The sequence below is a fragment of the Arthrobacter sp. Y3221160 genome, from assembly GCF_059092585.1.
Genome location: NZ_JBNHHU010000002.1, coordinates 261,254 through 275,305 on the forward strand (window position 1 = coordinate 261,254; position 14,052 = coordinate 275,305).

The following is a 14,052-nucleotide window of genomic DNA, read 5'->3' on the forward strand; positions in this document are numbered from 1 at the left end:
CTGGAACCCCGTCATTGACCCGACCTGCAGGAGCCTGATGCCCGAACATTCCCAAACGCCCGACCACGACGAATTGCGCAAGGTGGCCGAAGAATCCTTCGGCTGGGACGTCCTCCGCGAGGGGCAGTTGGACGCCATGGCGGCGGCCGCCCGCGGTGAGGACGTCCTGGCCGTGATGCCCTCCGGGCACGGAAAGTCCGCCATCTATCAGGTTCCTGCCGTGGCGTTGCCGGGCACCGCCGTCGTGATTTCTCCGCTGATTGCGCTGCAACACGACCAGGTGGATGCCATCAACGCCGATCTGGGCGCGCAGCGGGCCTTCGCGGTGAATTCGCACGTGAGGTCCTCCGCGGAACGGGCGGCGTGGGACGCGGTGGCCGGCGGGGAGGCGAAGTTCCTGTTCCTGGCGCCCGAACAACTGGCCCGTGAAGAAACCCTGCGGCGGTTGGCCGAACAGGACATCTCGCTGTTGGTGGTGGACGAGGCACACTGCATCTCGTCCTGGGGACACGATTTCCGGCCCGACTACCTGATGCTGACCTCGGTGGTGAAGCGGCTGGGGCACCCGCCGGTCGTCGCGCTGACCGCCACCGCATCACCGCACACGCGGACGGAGATCGTCGACCGGCTGGGCATGCACGACCCGTTCATCAACGTGCAGAGTTTCGACCGGCCGAACCTGCACCTTCAGGTCCTGCGGCATCACGAGGACGGCGGCAAGCGGCGGGCCGTGGTGGACCAGGTGGCAGAACTCGGCGGGCCCGGCCTGCTGTACACGGCCACCCGCAGGGACACCGAGAGATACGCCGCCGAGCTGGCCGAGCGCGGCCTGCGGACCGACGCCTACCACGCAGGCCGGACGGCCGCGGACCGGGAGGCGATCCATGAGCGTTTCCAAGCGAACGGGGTGGACGTGGTCGTGGCTACCTCCGCCTTCGGCATGGGGATCGACAAGCCGGATGTGCGGTTCGTGGTGCACGCCGACATCCCGGATTCGCTGGACAGTTACTATCAGGAGATCGGCCGCGCAGGCCGGGACGGGGAACCGGCGCGGACCATCTTGCACTATCGGTCCGAGGATTTGGGCCTGCAGCGGTTCTTCGCCGGCGGCGCCCCCGACCCCGATGAGCTCGCGGGTGTCTTCAGCGCCGTCCGGGACCACGGCCCCCTCCGGCCCGCGGCGCTGCGCGAACACACCGGCCTGTCGCAGCGGAAACAATCCCGCCTGCTCAACTTCCTGGAGCACAGCGGCAGCATCACCGTGAACCGCAAGGGCTACCGGGCGGTCGGCGGCGCGGACCCCGCTTCCGCCGCGGAAAAGGCACTGGCAGAAGCCGACGCGCGGCACCGGATCGACGAGTCGCGGATTGAAATGGCCCGCGGCTACGCCGAGACGGATCACTGCCGCCGCGACTGGTTGCTGAACTACTTCGGCGAGGAGACGGACGGCTACTGCGGCAATTGCGACAACTGCGAGGCCACGTCCGAAACGGAGGTTGAAGCGCGGGAAGCTGAGATGCCGGAGGGCTACGAGATCCAGCGTCCGGTGAAGCACCGCGAGTGGGGGCCCGGCATCGTCATGGGCACCCAGCCGGACCGCATCACGATCCTGTTCGAATCGGTCGGCTACAAGGACATCGCCCTTTCGGCCATCGAGGCGGACGACGGCCTATTGACATAGGCAGACCCCGCCGGCTGGTGAGCCGGCGGGGTCTGTTTGCTGCCAGTTGTTGCTACGGCGTCGCCGGGCGGATGACGATGGTGCCCATGACGGCGTTGGCGGTGGCGCTGTCAGCGGTAGCGGTCAGGCCACCGGCCCTGGTACCGGACACCGGGCCGTTGCTGTCGGCGACCAGCCAGCTCAGGTGTCCGGTGCCCGTCCCGGCGCCGGTCTGGCGGATCGTCACGCCGGCAGGTGCCGTCCAGGACGTCGTCGAAGCGGTCTTATCCGCCCAGTACGACAGAACCCAGTCACCGGCCGCGGCAGTCATCACCGGAGTGGTGTGGGTTGCCCGGCTCACGGTTTCCCGCTCGAACCCGAAGGACGCGGCACTGATCTGTGCCCCGCGGTAGGCCGAGACCGCCAGCGAACCACGCGCCCAGTCGGCGGTGCGTACCGTCACCGTCGCCCCGGCATCCTGCGCCGTGGCAACCTTCGAGTACAGCACCGAGCGCATGGACGTCGTCCCTACCTCCGCAGCCAGGGTCCACCCGGCCGGCGGCGTCAGGCCGACCGTGGCCGAGTTCGCCGAGAACGCCGCGACCAGCACGTCGCCGGCCGCTACCTGCGCCGGCAACTGGACGCTGTGGTTCATGGCCGATCCGGTATTGGAGCTTGCCACCGAACCCACGAACGCAACCCTGGCAGAGGGAGGCGGCTGCGAGGAACCCGATACGGTCACCGTCCGGGTCACCGACGCGGTTGCACCGGCGGCATCCGTCACCGTCAGGGTCACCCCGTAACTGCCAGCCGCGGTGAAGGTGTGCGAGAACACCTCGCCCGTGGCCGAAGGTCCGCCCGCGACCCGCCAGGCATGAGATGCGATCGTACCGTCAGGATCGGATGACCCCGAGCCGTCGAAGACGCAGCTCAACCCGTTGCACTCCGCCGTGAACGACGCGACCGGCGCCTGGTTCTGCGGCGGAGCGGACGTGCTGGTTCGTGCGATCAGCGACCGGGCGGCCCAGTTGGCGCCGTCCAGGCCCGGGCCGCTGACCGCCGCGGTGGTGCCGGACACCCGGCCATCGCGGCCGACGGGTTCGGTCCAGTTCACCGCATTGAGGTTGCCGTTGGCGGAGGCCCAGTACAGGGTGTTTCCGGCCAGGAACATGCCGCTCACGTTGCGCCAGTCCACGCCGGCGGCTGCGCCGGTGATGACGTGCTGCTGGGCGCCGATGGTGCCGGTGTCCAGTTCGAAATACCGCATGTACAGGTTGGGCTGGCCCTGGACGGTGTAGTACATCCGTCCGTTGGAGTAGAACAGGCCGGTCATGCCCTGCAGCTCCTGGCCCAGGTTGGCCAGTTTGTAGCTGGAGGTCTGCCGGCCGAACGTGGCCAGGTCGGTCCTGTCCAGGTTCCGCAGGTTGACCTGCTCGGCCGCGCCGATCTGCGTTCCGTTGAAGGACCGCTTTTCCATGGTCCCGTTGGCCATGGCCAGGTAGAGCGAACCGCCGGCCACGAAGCCGCCGCGGACATTGGCCCAGTCCACGTTGCCGGAGGGCACCCCGGTGACCGGAGTGGCCCTGCGGCCGTCGAAGTAGACCTGCTGGACAGCGCCGGATCCCGACTTCAGGACATCCACGGGAAGCCGCGGTGCGCTTGCCGTAGCCGCCGCATAGCCGCCTGCCAGCGGGAAATGCGCGATTCTGGCCCGGTACTGGGAGTTGGCGATGCGATCGGTGTCGGACCCGACCCACAGGCCGGTGGCCGTGGCCAGCAGGTCGAAGACTCCACGACCGCGGTCACGTCCGGGATTCCACGCCAAGGCCATGCCGTTGGCGGAACTGATGACGCCAATGCCTTCGCGGACTTCCGCACCGGGTCCCGCCGCGTCACCCACGAACGGATTGTTCATCCAGCGGTTGTGCCCGCCGAAGTAGATGTGCGCGCCGACATGCTCCAGGGCATAGATGCTGTCGCCGCCGACCCAGTTGATCCAGGTCGGGTCGAGCTGCTGGCCGGAGGCGGCGCTGTCCCAGCGCGCGATGCTGTCGCAGAGGCTGGGCGGACCGGAGCCATAGCCGCCAAATGTCGAGACTGCCAGGTTTGACCCGTCCGGGGCGAAGTCCAGATCGTTCACATAGTAAGCCCGCTGGAAGTTGCAGCGGGCATCGTAGCGGTCCGTGTGCCAGTTTTGGTCCACCGTAGCAGTCGCACCGGCGAGATTGATTTTCGCGATCTGGTTTCGATCCGCCCCGTTGACGGTGGCGAAGTGCCCGGTGATGAACATGGTGTTCCCGTCCGGGGTGGTGTCGAACTTGTGCACGAAGACGTTGATCCCGGCGTCGCCGGTGCCTGTCGCGCCGCCGACGAATTCGAAGTTCACGGTGGGACGCAGCGCGCCGGACGATGCATCCAGCTCGGCTAGCTTGCTGCGTTGCTGCCCGCCAATGCTGTCGAACTCACCCCCGATGAACAGCCGGTTCCCCACCAACTTCATGTCGTGCACGACCGAGTTGATCTGCCCCGGATTGAAGCCGGTGACGCGGGCCCCGTTGCTCACCGAGAGCCTGGTGACCTTCTGCACGCTGGCCCCGTTCAAGGTTCCGAACTGCCCGCCGACGTACACGGACTGCCCGTCCGCGGATGCCACCACGCTGCGGACCGTGCTGTTGAAGTCCGGTGCGAACGAGTTGCTGATCGCGCCGGTGTTCTTGTTGAACGCGACGATGCGGTTGCGGACCAGTTCCGGGCCTCCCGTGCTCGCCTGCACCCGCGTGAACGAGCCGCCAAGGATGATCATGTCCCCCGCTTCCGCGATGGAGAACACGATGCCGTCGAGCACGTGCGGCGTGTAGTTGACCGGGTTCGCCCGCACCACCTGGGTGTGGCTAACGTCGGCGGCCACGGCCGCCCCGGGCGTTGCCAATCCCATGCCGGCGACCAGCAGTAGTCCCGTAAATATGGATAAGAGTCTTCGCATTGTTTATTCCTGTTCTCCCCCGTTTCCGCTTTCGCGGCGGAATAGCTGCGGCCCCTCATTCGGTATCCCGGACATGCAAATCGGGATCAAAGAAAAGACCCTAGGCTGCACCAATATTGCCGGGGATCAAACAAACGGGAAACACTCGGCGGGGGCCTGCGGCTACCAGTTCTTCTTTCGCACTACTCGAATTCCCCTTGTCCGCTACGGGTCGAATACCCGGTCTTTCCCACCCCGGTAACGGTGTGGGGAAGAGTCGGGTATTTGAAACCTTTTTCTTCCCACATGAAGGCCATACGATCGGGTCAGCTTCGTTCCCCGGCGCGTTGGCTCCGGGGTACGCCAGCCTCGTTCTTGAGGTTCATCTGGGGGGGAAGAATGAAACGAACGATGGCCCGTGGCTGTGCCGCGCTCGGCCTGGTTGTGGCCTTGTCCGCTTGCAGCGGTGGTGCCGATCCAGCGGCCGCCGACCTGCCCACTGTGGGCGGGAGGGCAAGCGGGACTCCGGCCAAGGCAACCCAGCCCGGCAGCGGCAACAAGAAGGAGGCGACGGCGAAACCGTCGCCCTCGGCCACGGCAGATGCCGCCAAGAAAAAAACGCCTGACCCAGCCGCCAAGAAGGACAAGCCTGACGCTGCCGCCTCAAAGGATCTACTGGCTGAACTCGACCTTAACGACCACGGCAACCTGCCGGCGGAAGTCGGCGAGGCGGGAGTGCTCGGCGAACCAACCGGCAAGAAGTTCGCCGAGATGGAGGCCAGTGAAATCCAAGCCGATTTCACCTGCACGGCGGACACCGCCCTGCCGAGCATCAACGGGCAATTCGTTGCCATCCATTTCTCGGTGAAGGCCCACCCCGAGCTGCCGGAATCCGGCTGGCCCTATTTCGCCATGTCGGTGCACGACTTCCGTGCCTGGGACGGCGACGGCGAACAGGTGGTGGATCCAGTCGGCAACAGCGCGGGCTGCGTGCCCGAGGCCGATCTGCTGCCCAACCCGGTGAATCCCGGCGGTGACGCCGAGGGGCTGATCATCCTGGATGTCCCGGAGGGCAACGGCTCGGCCTCGTTCCGGATGGGCGGCTTCGAGGGCGCTTACGGCTGGGAATGGTCCTGGTAAATAACGGCACAGGGGGCATCGTGATGTTGGGGGCAAAAAATCGGGTGGCGCTGCATGCGTGGCCCTTCGTGCTGTTCTTTGCCGGTTTTCCCGTGTGGTGGCTCCTGGGATTCGGGGTGCTGGGTTTCCTGCTGATGGCAGCTCCCCTGGGCTATCACCTGCTGCGACGGCGCGCAGTGCTGCTCCCGCACGGTTTCGGGATCTGGTGGTTGTTCCTGGCGGTGGCTGCCATCGGCGTCGTCGTGCTCTGGATTCCTGTCCCCGGGCTGCTGCCCGAAGAAGGACCCGTGCGCCTGCTGCCGTGGGCCTACCGCATGGCGTGGTTTGTGGCGGTAACCATCGTCATGCTTTACATCGGCAACACCTCCGAGCGGGAACTTCCCCGCAGGCGCATCGTGCTGCTGATGGCATGGATGTTCGTCATCACCGTCCTCGGCGGATATGCCGGACAGTTCCTGTCGCGGCTGGACTTTCCGTCACTGCTGGAGGCGGTACTGCCGGCCCAGCTGGCCTCGAACGCGTTCCTGAACGGCCTGATCCACCCCGGCCTGGCCCAAGTGCAGGGCATTCTGGGATTCGACAACCCGCGGCCGAAGGCACCGTTCGAGTATGCGAATTCCTGGGGCGCAAACTTCGGCATGTTCCTGCCGTTCTTTATGCTCTCCTACGCCTACGTGCGGAATTGGTGGCAGCGTGCGCTCTGGGCCGCGGTATTGGTGGCTTCGGTGCCGCCGGTTGTCTTTTCGCTCAACCGAGCGCTGTGGCTCGGTCTCGCCGTCCTGGCCCTGGCGGCCGGCATACGGATGGCGGTGCGCGGCAAAGTGGTGGTTCTTATCGCGATGGCCGCCGCCTTCGTGGCCGCCTTGATGGCGGTGCTGCTGACTCCTTTGGGCTACCTGGTGCAGGCACGCCTGGAAAATCCACACAGCAACCAGGGCCGGTTCAATCTGGCCAAGCGAAGCATCTCCACCATGCTGGAACATTCGCCCGTCATAGGCTTCGGCGCCCCGCGGACCCAACAGAACAACTTTTACTCCATCGCGGCCGGCGCAACCGCGGATTGCAGCCAGTGTTCGCCGCCGCAGCTGGGCACCCAAGGTGCGCTCTGGTACCTCATCTTCTGCACCGGGGTACTCGGTGCGTTCCTGTTCCTATGGTTCATCTTCCGGAGGTATCTGCCCTCGCTGCGGACACGCGACCGGGACTCGGCGGCCATGCTCTACGTCTTCCTCTTTTTCCTCTGCGTGCTGCCGTTCTACGACACCATCGCCGCCCCGCTGATGACCCTGATGATCGGCATCGGCCTGCTGTGGCGGCGGGAACTGGAGCAGCAGCCTCCGCCCCACCAGCCTTTGGCCACCCGCCGGAAGCAGCCAACGAAAGAGCCGGTTTCATGAAAGCTATCCGCAACAGCCCAGCGCTGGAGGACCTGATGTCCACCGTGGAGCAGTTGTTCCCCGATTCCAGCGTCAGCGCCGGCCCCGTCGGGCCCGGACGGCACGCCTTCCGCCTGGTGCCCGGCCCGCGACGGCCGCGCCTGCTGGTGCCGGCCCACTCCAGGGCGGCGGCAGCAGACGCGGTAAACCGCCCCAGCGCCAATGACTCGTTCAGCCGTTCGGCGCAGCGGTGGCTGCTCGCCAAGCTGCTGGCGTCATCGGTCGGCGGGACACTGATGCCCTACGGGCTGAACGTCACTCCCGGGTCCGGATCCATCAGCGACTACTTGGCCGACGTCGTCGGCGCCCCGGTGATGCTGTCCCTCTCCGTAGGCTCCGCGAGGGCGAACCGGAAACCGGTCTTGAACGTCCACACGGCAGACGGGCGGGAGATTGGATTCGCCAAGGTGGGACTCAACGGCTTGACGAACGCCCTCGTGGACCATGAGCACAGCGCGCTGCGCGCCTTGGCCAGTCACCGGTCGGCCTCTTTTGCAGTGCCCGAGGTGATTCACCACGGCAACTGGCGCGGCAACGCGGTCTTGCTGATGACCGCCCTGCGCGCCGACAGGCGGCGGGTACAGAACGGGGTCCCGGTTGCGGCGGCGGCCGCTATCGCTGCAACCGGTACCATCGGATCCTGCCCCGCCGAGTCGGGCCCTTGGTTCACCGGGCTGCGGCGGGAGCTGACGACGCTGCACGGCACGAGCGAGAGCGTGCTGCCGGAGCTGGCCGATGCCTACGGCGAGCGCTTTGCAGGCCTGGACGTGCCCCTCGGAGCGTGGCACGGCGACTTCGGCGCCTGGAATCTGGCTGCCACCGCCGGAGCGCCCCTGGTCTGGGACTGGGAACGGTACGCTCACGACGTCCCGCTGGGCAGCGACGTCGTTCATTACCTGGCCCACCCGGTGTTGCGGGCGGTCGACCAGATGGCCGCCGCGCGCAGCGCTCTCGGCGTCGACTGCCGTCCGGCGCTGGCACAGGCAGTCGCCCGCAGCGCCGGGCCGGACCCCGCCCGCGACCCCGCGGTACTGGACGCGCTGGTACTGGGCTACCTGCTGACCATCACGGCCCGGTTCACTCTCGACAGCCTGACCCCTGACGGGGCTGCAGTCCGCCCGTTGGCACGCTGGCACCAGCGGGTGCTGGCGGACCGGCTGGAGCATCCCGCCCTCACCACCCTCGGCAAGAAATGAGAGATCGATGACCCTGACCGAACGGCTCAACGGTTCCGCCCGCGACGCTGCCCGCACCGCGGCCACCTCGGTGGGGAGGCTCAGCGCCGATTTCCGGATGCGTCCGTCGTTCCTGATCGCCGGCGCCCAACGCTGCGCGACCACCAGCCTGTTCCGCATGTTGGCCCAGCACCCTGGCGTGCGCCCGCCGCTGCTCAACAAGGGCATTCACTTCTTCGACACCGCGGACCGGTTCCGGCGCGGGACGCGATTCTACGCCGGGCATTTTCCCCTGCGCCGCGCGCGTGGGCAGGAGATCACCGGCGAAGCCAGCCCGTACTACCTCTTCCACCCGCTGGCACCCGGACGGATTGCACAGGAGCTGGGACCGGTGAAAATTATCGTGCTGCTGCGCGACCCGGCCGAGCGGGCGTTCTCCGCTCACAAGCAAGAGTACGGCCGGGGATTCGAGACCCTTGGCTTCGCCGAAGCGCTGGCAGCCGAACCGGGGCGCCTGGCCGGTGAAGAAGAACGGATCGTCGCCGACCCGGGCTATCAGTCGTTCGCGCACCAGCATCACGCCTACCGTGCCCGTGGCCGGTACGCGGCACAACTGGAGCGCATGTTCGACGCCGTAGGGCGGGAGCACGTACTGGTGCTGGACGCCGACGACTTTTTCCAGCCGGGGCTGCCGCAGTGGGACAGATTGCTGGAGCACCTCGGGCTGCCGGATTGGCGCCCTCCCGCGGCCGTGCATTCCAATTCCCGTCCCAGCCGGCCGATGCCGGAGCGATTGCGCAGGCAGCTCCGCGACGATTTCGTTGACGACGACGAACGGCTCGCCCGGCTGCTGGGCGTCACTCCTAGCTGGCGCAGATAGCGGTGGCCGACATGAAGATTCAGGACCGACACCCGCACCGGCAGGCACAGCTCCGGCCCCCGGACCGTGGACATGGACTGAGGTATCGCGGCCTGATGCGCGACAACTGGCGGACCGGCTGCGCCGTTATTGCCGCCATGCTGGCCGCCGGGCTGGGACTACATGTCGCCAAGGAACCCGAATACACCGCCCGCACCGACGTGGTGGTCGTGGCGGTCTCGGACCTGGCCCTCAGCGACGCCCTGGTCGTGGATGTTTCCATCGACTCCGCCGTCCAGTTGTTGCTCTCTGACCGGGTCTTGGGGCAGACTGCGCGCGGCTTGGACTACCCGGGAGGTACTGCCGGGCTGTTGGACGACGTCACGGTTTTGCCCGTGGTCAACTCGCGGATCCTGCAGCTCTACGTCTCAGCGCCCGAGGCGCGGACGGCGTACAGGGCCGTCGCCGCCCTGGCCGAAAACTTTCTTGAGGTCCGCAGCGAATCGCTCGCGGCGACCACCCGGGACCGGGCGGAAACGATCGCCGCCCAGAAACGGGTCATCGAGCGCAGCATGCACGACCGGTCGAGCACGGCCCCTGCGAACACTGCCGTGGGAGTCAATACGCTCAGCCGCCAACACGCGCAGCTTGAGGCAGAACTGACGGCGCTAAGCGTCCACGACCCGGAACCCGGCTACATCTCCCGGCCGGCCGTGCTGCCCGACCGCAGCAAGCGCGCCGGGCTCCCCACCGCGATCGGGTCCAGCTTGGCGGCCGGACTGGCCTTGGCCGCGGCCGTGGCTGCACGCAGCCAGCGTAGGCACGAACAAAGGTTTCCACACGAGGGAAGGACGTCATGAACACACCTACCGGGCTGGAGCTCGATGCAGCCGTCGACGTCGTCATAGCCACGCACAACCGGCCGGAACTGCTCCGCCAGGCGATCGCCAGCGTCATGGCCCAGGATTATCCAGGCGCCATCCGTGTGACCGTGGTCCACGACCGGTGTGCCGAGGACCCGGCCCTGGCCAGAACCGAACCCCGTCGCCAAGTCCGGGTGATGTCAAACCGGCGCACTCCCGGCTTGGCCGGCTCGCGCAACACCGGCCTGCTCGCCGCCGACGCACCGCTGGTGGCGTTTTGCGACGACGACGATGCCTGGCGTCCGGAGAAACTGAGGCGGCAGGTGCAGACCATGGTCGACCGGGCCGCCACCGCCTGCGTCACGGGCATCGAAGTCCACTACGGGGAGAAACGGTTGGTCCGCATCCCCAACGTCCGGGAGATCACGGCCGGGCAGCTCACCGGCAGCAGGTTGACCGGGGCGCACCCGTCGACCTATCTCCTGCTGCGCGAGCACCTGCTCGAGAGAGTCGGGTTGGTGGACGAGGATCTGCCCTACGGCTACGGCGAGGACTATGACTTGCTGCTGCGCGCAGCCCAGCACGGGAAAGTGGCAGTACTCGGGCAGGTGGGGGCCGACGTGCTGTGGCACCCCGACGGTTCGTACTTTTCCCGACGCTGGGACGCGATGGCAGACGGCCTGGAGTATCTGATGGCCAAGCATCCGGCGATCGTGGCAGACCGCCGCGGCCGGGCGTGGATGCAGGGCCAGAGGGCGTTCGCGTTGGCTGCCCAGGGGAACAGCAGGGAGGCCGTGCGCACGGCGGCCGGGTCGTTGGCCGGCAGCCTGCTGGAGCCGCGGGCCTACCTTGCGCTGGCGCTGGTGCTGAAGCTGGTCAAGGCGCCGGTGGTGGTCCGGGCACTCAACGCCCGCGGCCGCGGAATCTGAGCTTCGCTCCGATGCGCGCCGCGGCATAGGCGGCGCGCAGCGGGGCGCTGAGCACGGCGGCGATCCGCCGGTCCCGCACCGGCATCTGCCGCCGCCAAGCCTCATCCAAACGGATGGGCAGCGCGCCGGTGCGGAACCGCATCGGGTTGCCGGCCACGGTGTGATGGGCAGCGAGTTGCACTTCCGCGGGGCTGATGTGTTCCATCGCCGCACCGGCGTTCACGCCGGCGAATCGGAGGACATCGTGGACTGTTTCGCGCGGCCTGGCCATGAAATCCTCATAGTGCACGGTCATGACCGGTACGCGCAGCAGGGTCAGAGCGTGGAAGAGGACTCCATACAGGGTCCAGCGGGTGACCGCGGCAGCGGTCGAGTACCGGGGCATCAGCGCCTCCGCGCCCGTGCTCTCGGGACGCCTCACAACTTTGGCCCATGAGTACGCCACCCCGCGCGGGTCCCGGACCACCAGCACGCATCGAAGCCGCACGTTGGCCGCACGAAGCAAGTATGCGTACGCGGGATGTTTGCTGGAGTCGATGATGAGACCGGCACCGCTGACCTGGGCAATCGCCCCGTACAGGGAGTCAAGCCGGTGCAGGAGGCGCTCCCGGGCCTTCCTGCGGCCCGGCAGCGGCAGCCCGGACGCCAGCTCCGGCAGGAAGCGGTTCCGCACGACCGCGAAGCGGTCCTGAATCGCCTGCACGGAATCCACCCGCGGCCAGCCGCCGTAAGCAGCCTCGCCAACCTGCTGCCAGAAACCGCACTGGCTGAACGGCAGGCCGCAACCACAGAGCTCGTCGTCGCGCAGCCCCCGTTCCCACAGATGAAGCACTTCGCCCACGCCGACGGCGTCGGGGCATTCTGCCAGGCAACGTTCCAACAGGGTGGACCCGCTGCGGCCGAATCCACCGAGCATCAGGACCGCCGGATGTTGCCGCCCTTGCAGCGCGCCGCCGTGCTCCCCCGGCGCGGTGAGTGGCGCCATGCGGCGCACGCCGCTGTCCTCCCGCTTTGCCGCATCCACCCGCGGCTTTACAGCCGGCCGAGCGCTTGACATGTTGATACCCATCACGACTCCCCCATGGCTGGAAGCCGTTCCCCGCGGCACGGCAATTGTGCCGGCCGTTCGCCCCCAGATTTGCCAATAATCACGGCGGCGTTGATTCCTGTCAAGGATTTCGGGGAAAGCATTGGCGCTATTGATGAAAGCGTTAATTTTTGCCCCAGCAGGCTATTCCACACGTTGTGGTTCTGTGCAAGACTGGGCACCACGCACCGCTTGGGGCATGAGGCGGGCGTTTTTGGGGAAAACTTTTGGGGGACGCCGGAGGCGGAAGCCGGCCGGCAAAAGTTGGGGGTTTAATCATGGACCATTCATCGGCGCGCCCAGCATTCTTTGGCCGTGCCATGCGCCGGCATTGGCTGTTGCTGCTGGCCGTGGTGCTGCTGGGGGTACTTGGCGCCGGAGCCTATGTTGCGGGCAGCGTGCCCAAGTATTCGTCGACCAGCGTTGTCTTCTTGGAACCGTTATCGGGCAATCCCTTCTCGCCGGCGACGCCGCCGACGCGAAACGAGCAGCTCGCCGCGTTAACCACCGAGGCCGGGCTGGTCCACACGCAGGCCGTGATCGGACTCGCCAGGGAATCTGTCGGAGATGCGCTCGGCGAAGATGCCGGGCAGCTCATCGCCACGGAGGTGCCGTCCAACTCCCAGGTAGTGCACATCACCTACACCGCTGATTCACCGGCCCAGGCCCAGTCCGTGGCCGGGGCGCTGGCCGAGGCCTACCTGCAGTACCGCAGCGACCGGGCCGCCGACGTACTGGAGGCCCGATCGGCGATGCACGATGAGCAGATCGCGTCCGCGACGCAGCTGCTGGACCAGGCCTCCGCCGCGCTGAACGAGGCGCGGGCCGCGGAAAAACCAGACCAGGCGGCCGTACTGGACCTCGAGCAGCAGGTCTCCCTGTACGCCAACCAGCTTGCGGAAATAAGGCTGGAGGCTTCGGACGCGCAGGCAGGATCCTTGGATCCCGGAGACATCATCGATCCGGCCAGCCTCCCCACCGTCCCTGACGGCGTGGACCCGCTGCTGATTGCCGGGGGGATAGTCCTTCTGGCCGTGGCAGTGGGCGTCGGGCTGGCCCTCTTGCGCGAGCATCTGCATCAGCGGATTCTTGACGGACCGGATCTTGTTGCCGCAGGAACAGCTCCGGTGCTCGGCACGGTGGAAGCGCTCGCGGCAGGGGGGAACGCGGAGACCGCCTTGGACGACTATCGCCGGCTGAGCAACGCGTTGCAGCGCGTGACGTTCCTGCCGAACAACACTGTCCTGCTTGCCGGTCTCTCGCAAGGAACGGCGGCACGGCAGGTGTCCGAAGGGCTGGCGCAGGCGTTCGAGGAAGCCGGTCTCCGCACCGTGGTGGTGATGGCGGACGGCACGGCGCCGCTTGATCGCAAGGCGTCCGCCCCCGGGCAGGACGGTGCAGCGGCCAGGGATGGCTTGAGCGAGCTTTTGAACGGCCAACGTCCGCCGTCGGAAGCCCGGACGCTCCTGGTTCCGGTTTCCGAGCACGTAGCGGTGCTGGAAACGGGGCGGGAGCCGCAACGCCTGTCGGCGCTGGTCCAGCACCGCGGCCTGGACACCGTGCTGGCCACCCTGCAGAACGCCTCGGATCTAGTGCTCGTTGTTGGACCTACCGCCGACTCGGCCACTGGCGGCTCGCTGATGCGCGCTTGCCGTGAGGCGGTGTTGGTCGCGGCACAGGGCCGGTCTACAGCCATGGAAGCGTCGGCGGCCCGCGAACTGCTGGGCAATGGTGGTGCCGCCATGCTTGGATCGGTGCTCCTCCGCCGGAGTTCCAGGCGGCGCAGGGCCACGCCGCCGCCGCCCGGGACCCAACGCCAGGAAGCGGCCAGCCTTGAACCGGTCCCGGTAGGGGGACCCGTCGATGGCGGGAGCACGGCGGACGGGCCAGGCTCAACGGGGGTCGACGAGCGCACCCGGCCGCTCTCCCGCAGCTGACCGG

Annotated in this window: 10 protein-coding genes; 8 read left to right on the forward strand and 2 right to left on the reverse strand. The window is 67.4% G+C overall.

The annotated features are described in order from the left end of the window. Positions 1-37 precede the first annotated feature (37 nt). Positions 38-1,681: a RecQ family ATP-dependent DNA helicase gene (locus AC5RWG_RS14210; RefSeq protein ID WP_494014305.1), complete on the forward strand. Its 1,644-nt coding sequence runs from the start codon at positions 38-40 to the stop codon at positions 1,679-1,681. Between the two features lie 52 nt (positions 1,682-1,733). Here AC5RWG_RS14210 and AC5RWG_RS14215 read toward each other — a convergent pair whose 3' ends face one another. Continuing rightward, positions 1,734-4,595 (reverse strand): PKD domain-containing protein, encoded by a 2,862-nt coding sequence (locus AC5RWG_RS14215; RefSeq protein ID WP_494167201.1) that lies wholly within the window; start codon positions 4,593-4,595, stop codon positions 1,734-1,736. A 426-nt stretch (positions 4,596-5,021) separates the two neighbouring features. Between AC5RWG_RS14215 and AC5RWG_RS14220 the strand changes: the two genes are divergently transcribed. The 6 genes from AC5RWG_RS14220 to AC5RWG_RS14245 all read left to right on the forward strand — a co-directional run bounded on the left by AC5RWG_RS14220 (position 5,022) and on the right by AC5RWG_RS14245 (position 11,024). Further along, complete coding sequence (locus AC5RWG_RS14220; RefSeq protein WP_494073631.1) at positions 5,022-5,762, forward strand: hypothetical protein; 741 nt, start codon at positions 5,022-5,024, stop codon at positions 5,760-5,762. 44 nt (positions 5,763-5,806) lie between these two features. After that, complete coding sequence (locus tag AC5RWG_RS14225; RefSeq protein ID WP_494167202.1) at positions 5,807-7,159, forward strand: O-antigen ligase family protein; 1,353 nt, start codon at positions 5,807-5,809, stop codon at positions 7,157-7,159. After that, entirely contained in the window at positions 7,156-8,394 is a 1,239-nt protein-coding gene (locus AC5RWG_RS14230; RefSeq protein WP_494167203.1) for a hypothetical protein, read from the forward strand. The genes AC5RWG_RS14225 and AC5RWG_RS14230 overlap by 4 nt, the downstream gene beginning before the upstream one ends. Before the next feature lie 7 nt (positions 8,395-8,401). After that, entirely contained in the window at positions 8,402-9,253 is an 852-nt protein-coding gene (locus AC5RWG_RS14235) for a sulfotransferase (RefSeq protein ID WP_494167204.1), read from the forward strand. A 95-nt stretch (positions 9,254-9,348) separates the two neighbouring features. Beyond that, on the forward strand, positions 9,349-10,092 hold the full coding sequence (locus tag AC5RWG_RS14240; protein ID WP_494109943.1) for a hypothetical protein: 744 nt from the start codon (positions 9,349-9,351) through the stop codon (positions 10,090-10,092). Beyond that, positions 10,089-11,024, forward strand: coding sequence for a glycosyltransferase family 2 protein (locus AC5RWG_RS14245; protein ID WP_494167205.1), 936 nt, complete (start codon positions 10,089-10,091; stop codon positions 11,022-11,024). The genes AC5RWG_RS14240 and AC5RWG_RS14245 overlap by 4 nt, the downstream gene beginning before the upstream one ends. Here AC5RWG_RS14245 and AC5RWG_RS14250 read toward each other — a convergent pair. Beyond that, positions 10,999-12,009, reverse strand: a complete 1,011-nt coding sequence (locus AC5RWG_RS14250) for a sulfotransferase domain-containing protein (RefSeq protein ID WP_494167206.1) — start codon at positions 12,007-12,009, stop codon at positions 10,999-11,001. The two genes, AC5RWG_RS14245 and AC5RWG_RS14250, sit on opposite strands and share 26 nt — an antisense overlap. A 380-nt stretch (positions 12,010-12,389) precedes the next feature. Between AC5RWG_RS14250 and AC5RWG_RS14255 the strand changes: the two genes are divergently transcribed. Beyond that, positions 12,390-14,048: a P-loop NTPase family protein gene (locus tag AC5RWG_RS14255; protein ID WP_494167207.1), complete on the forward strand. Its 1,659-nt coding sequence runs from the start codon at positions 12,390-12,392 to the stop codon at positions 14,046-14,048. Positions 14,049-14,052: the final 4 nt, after the last annotated feature.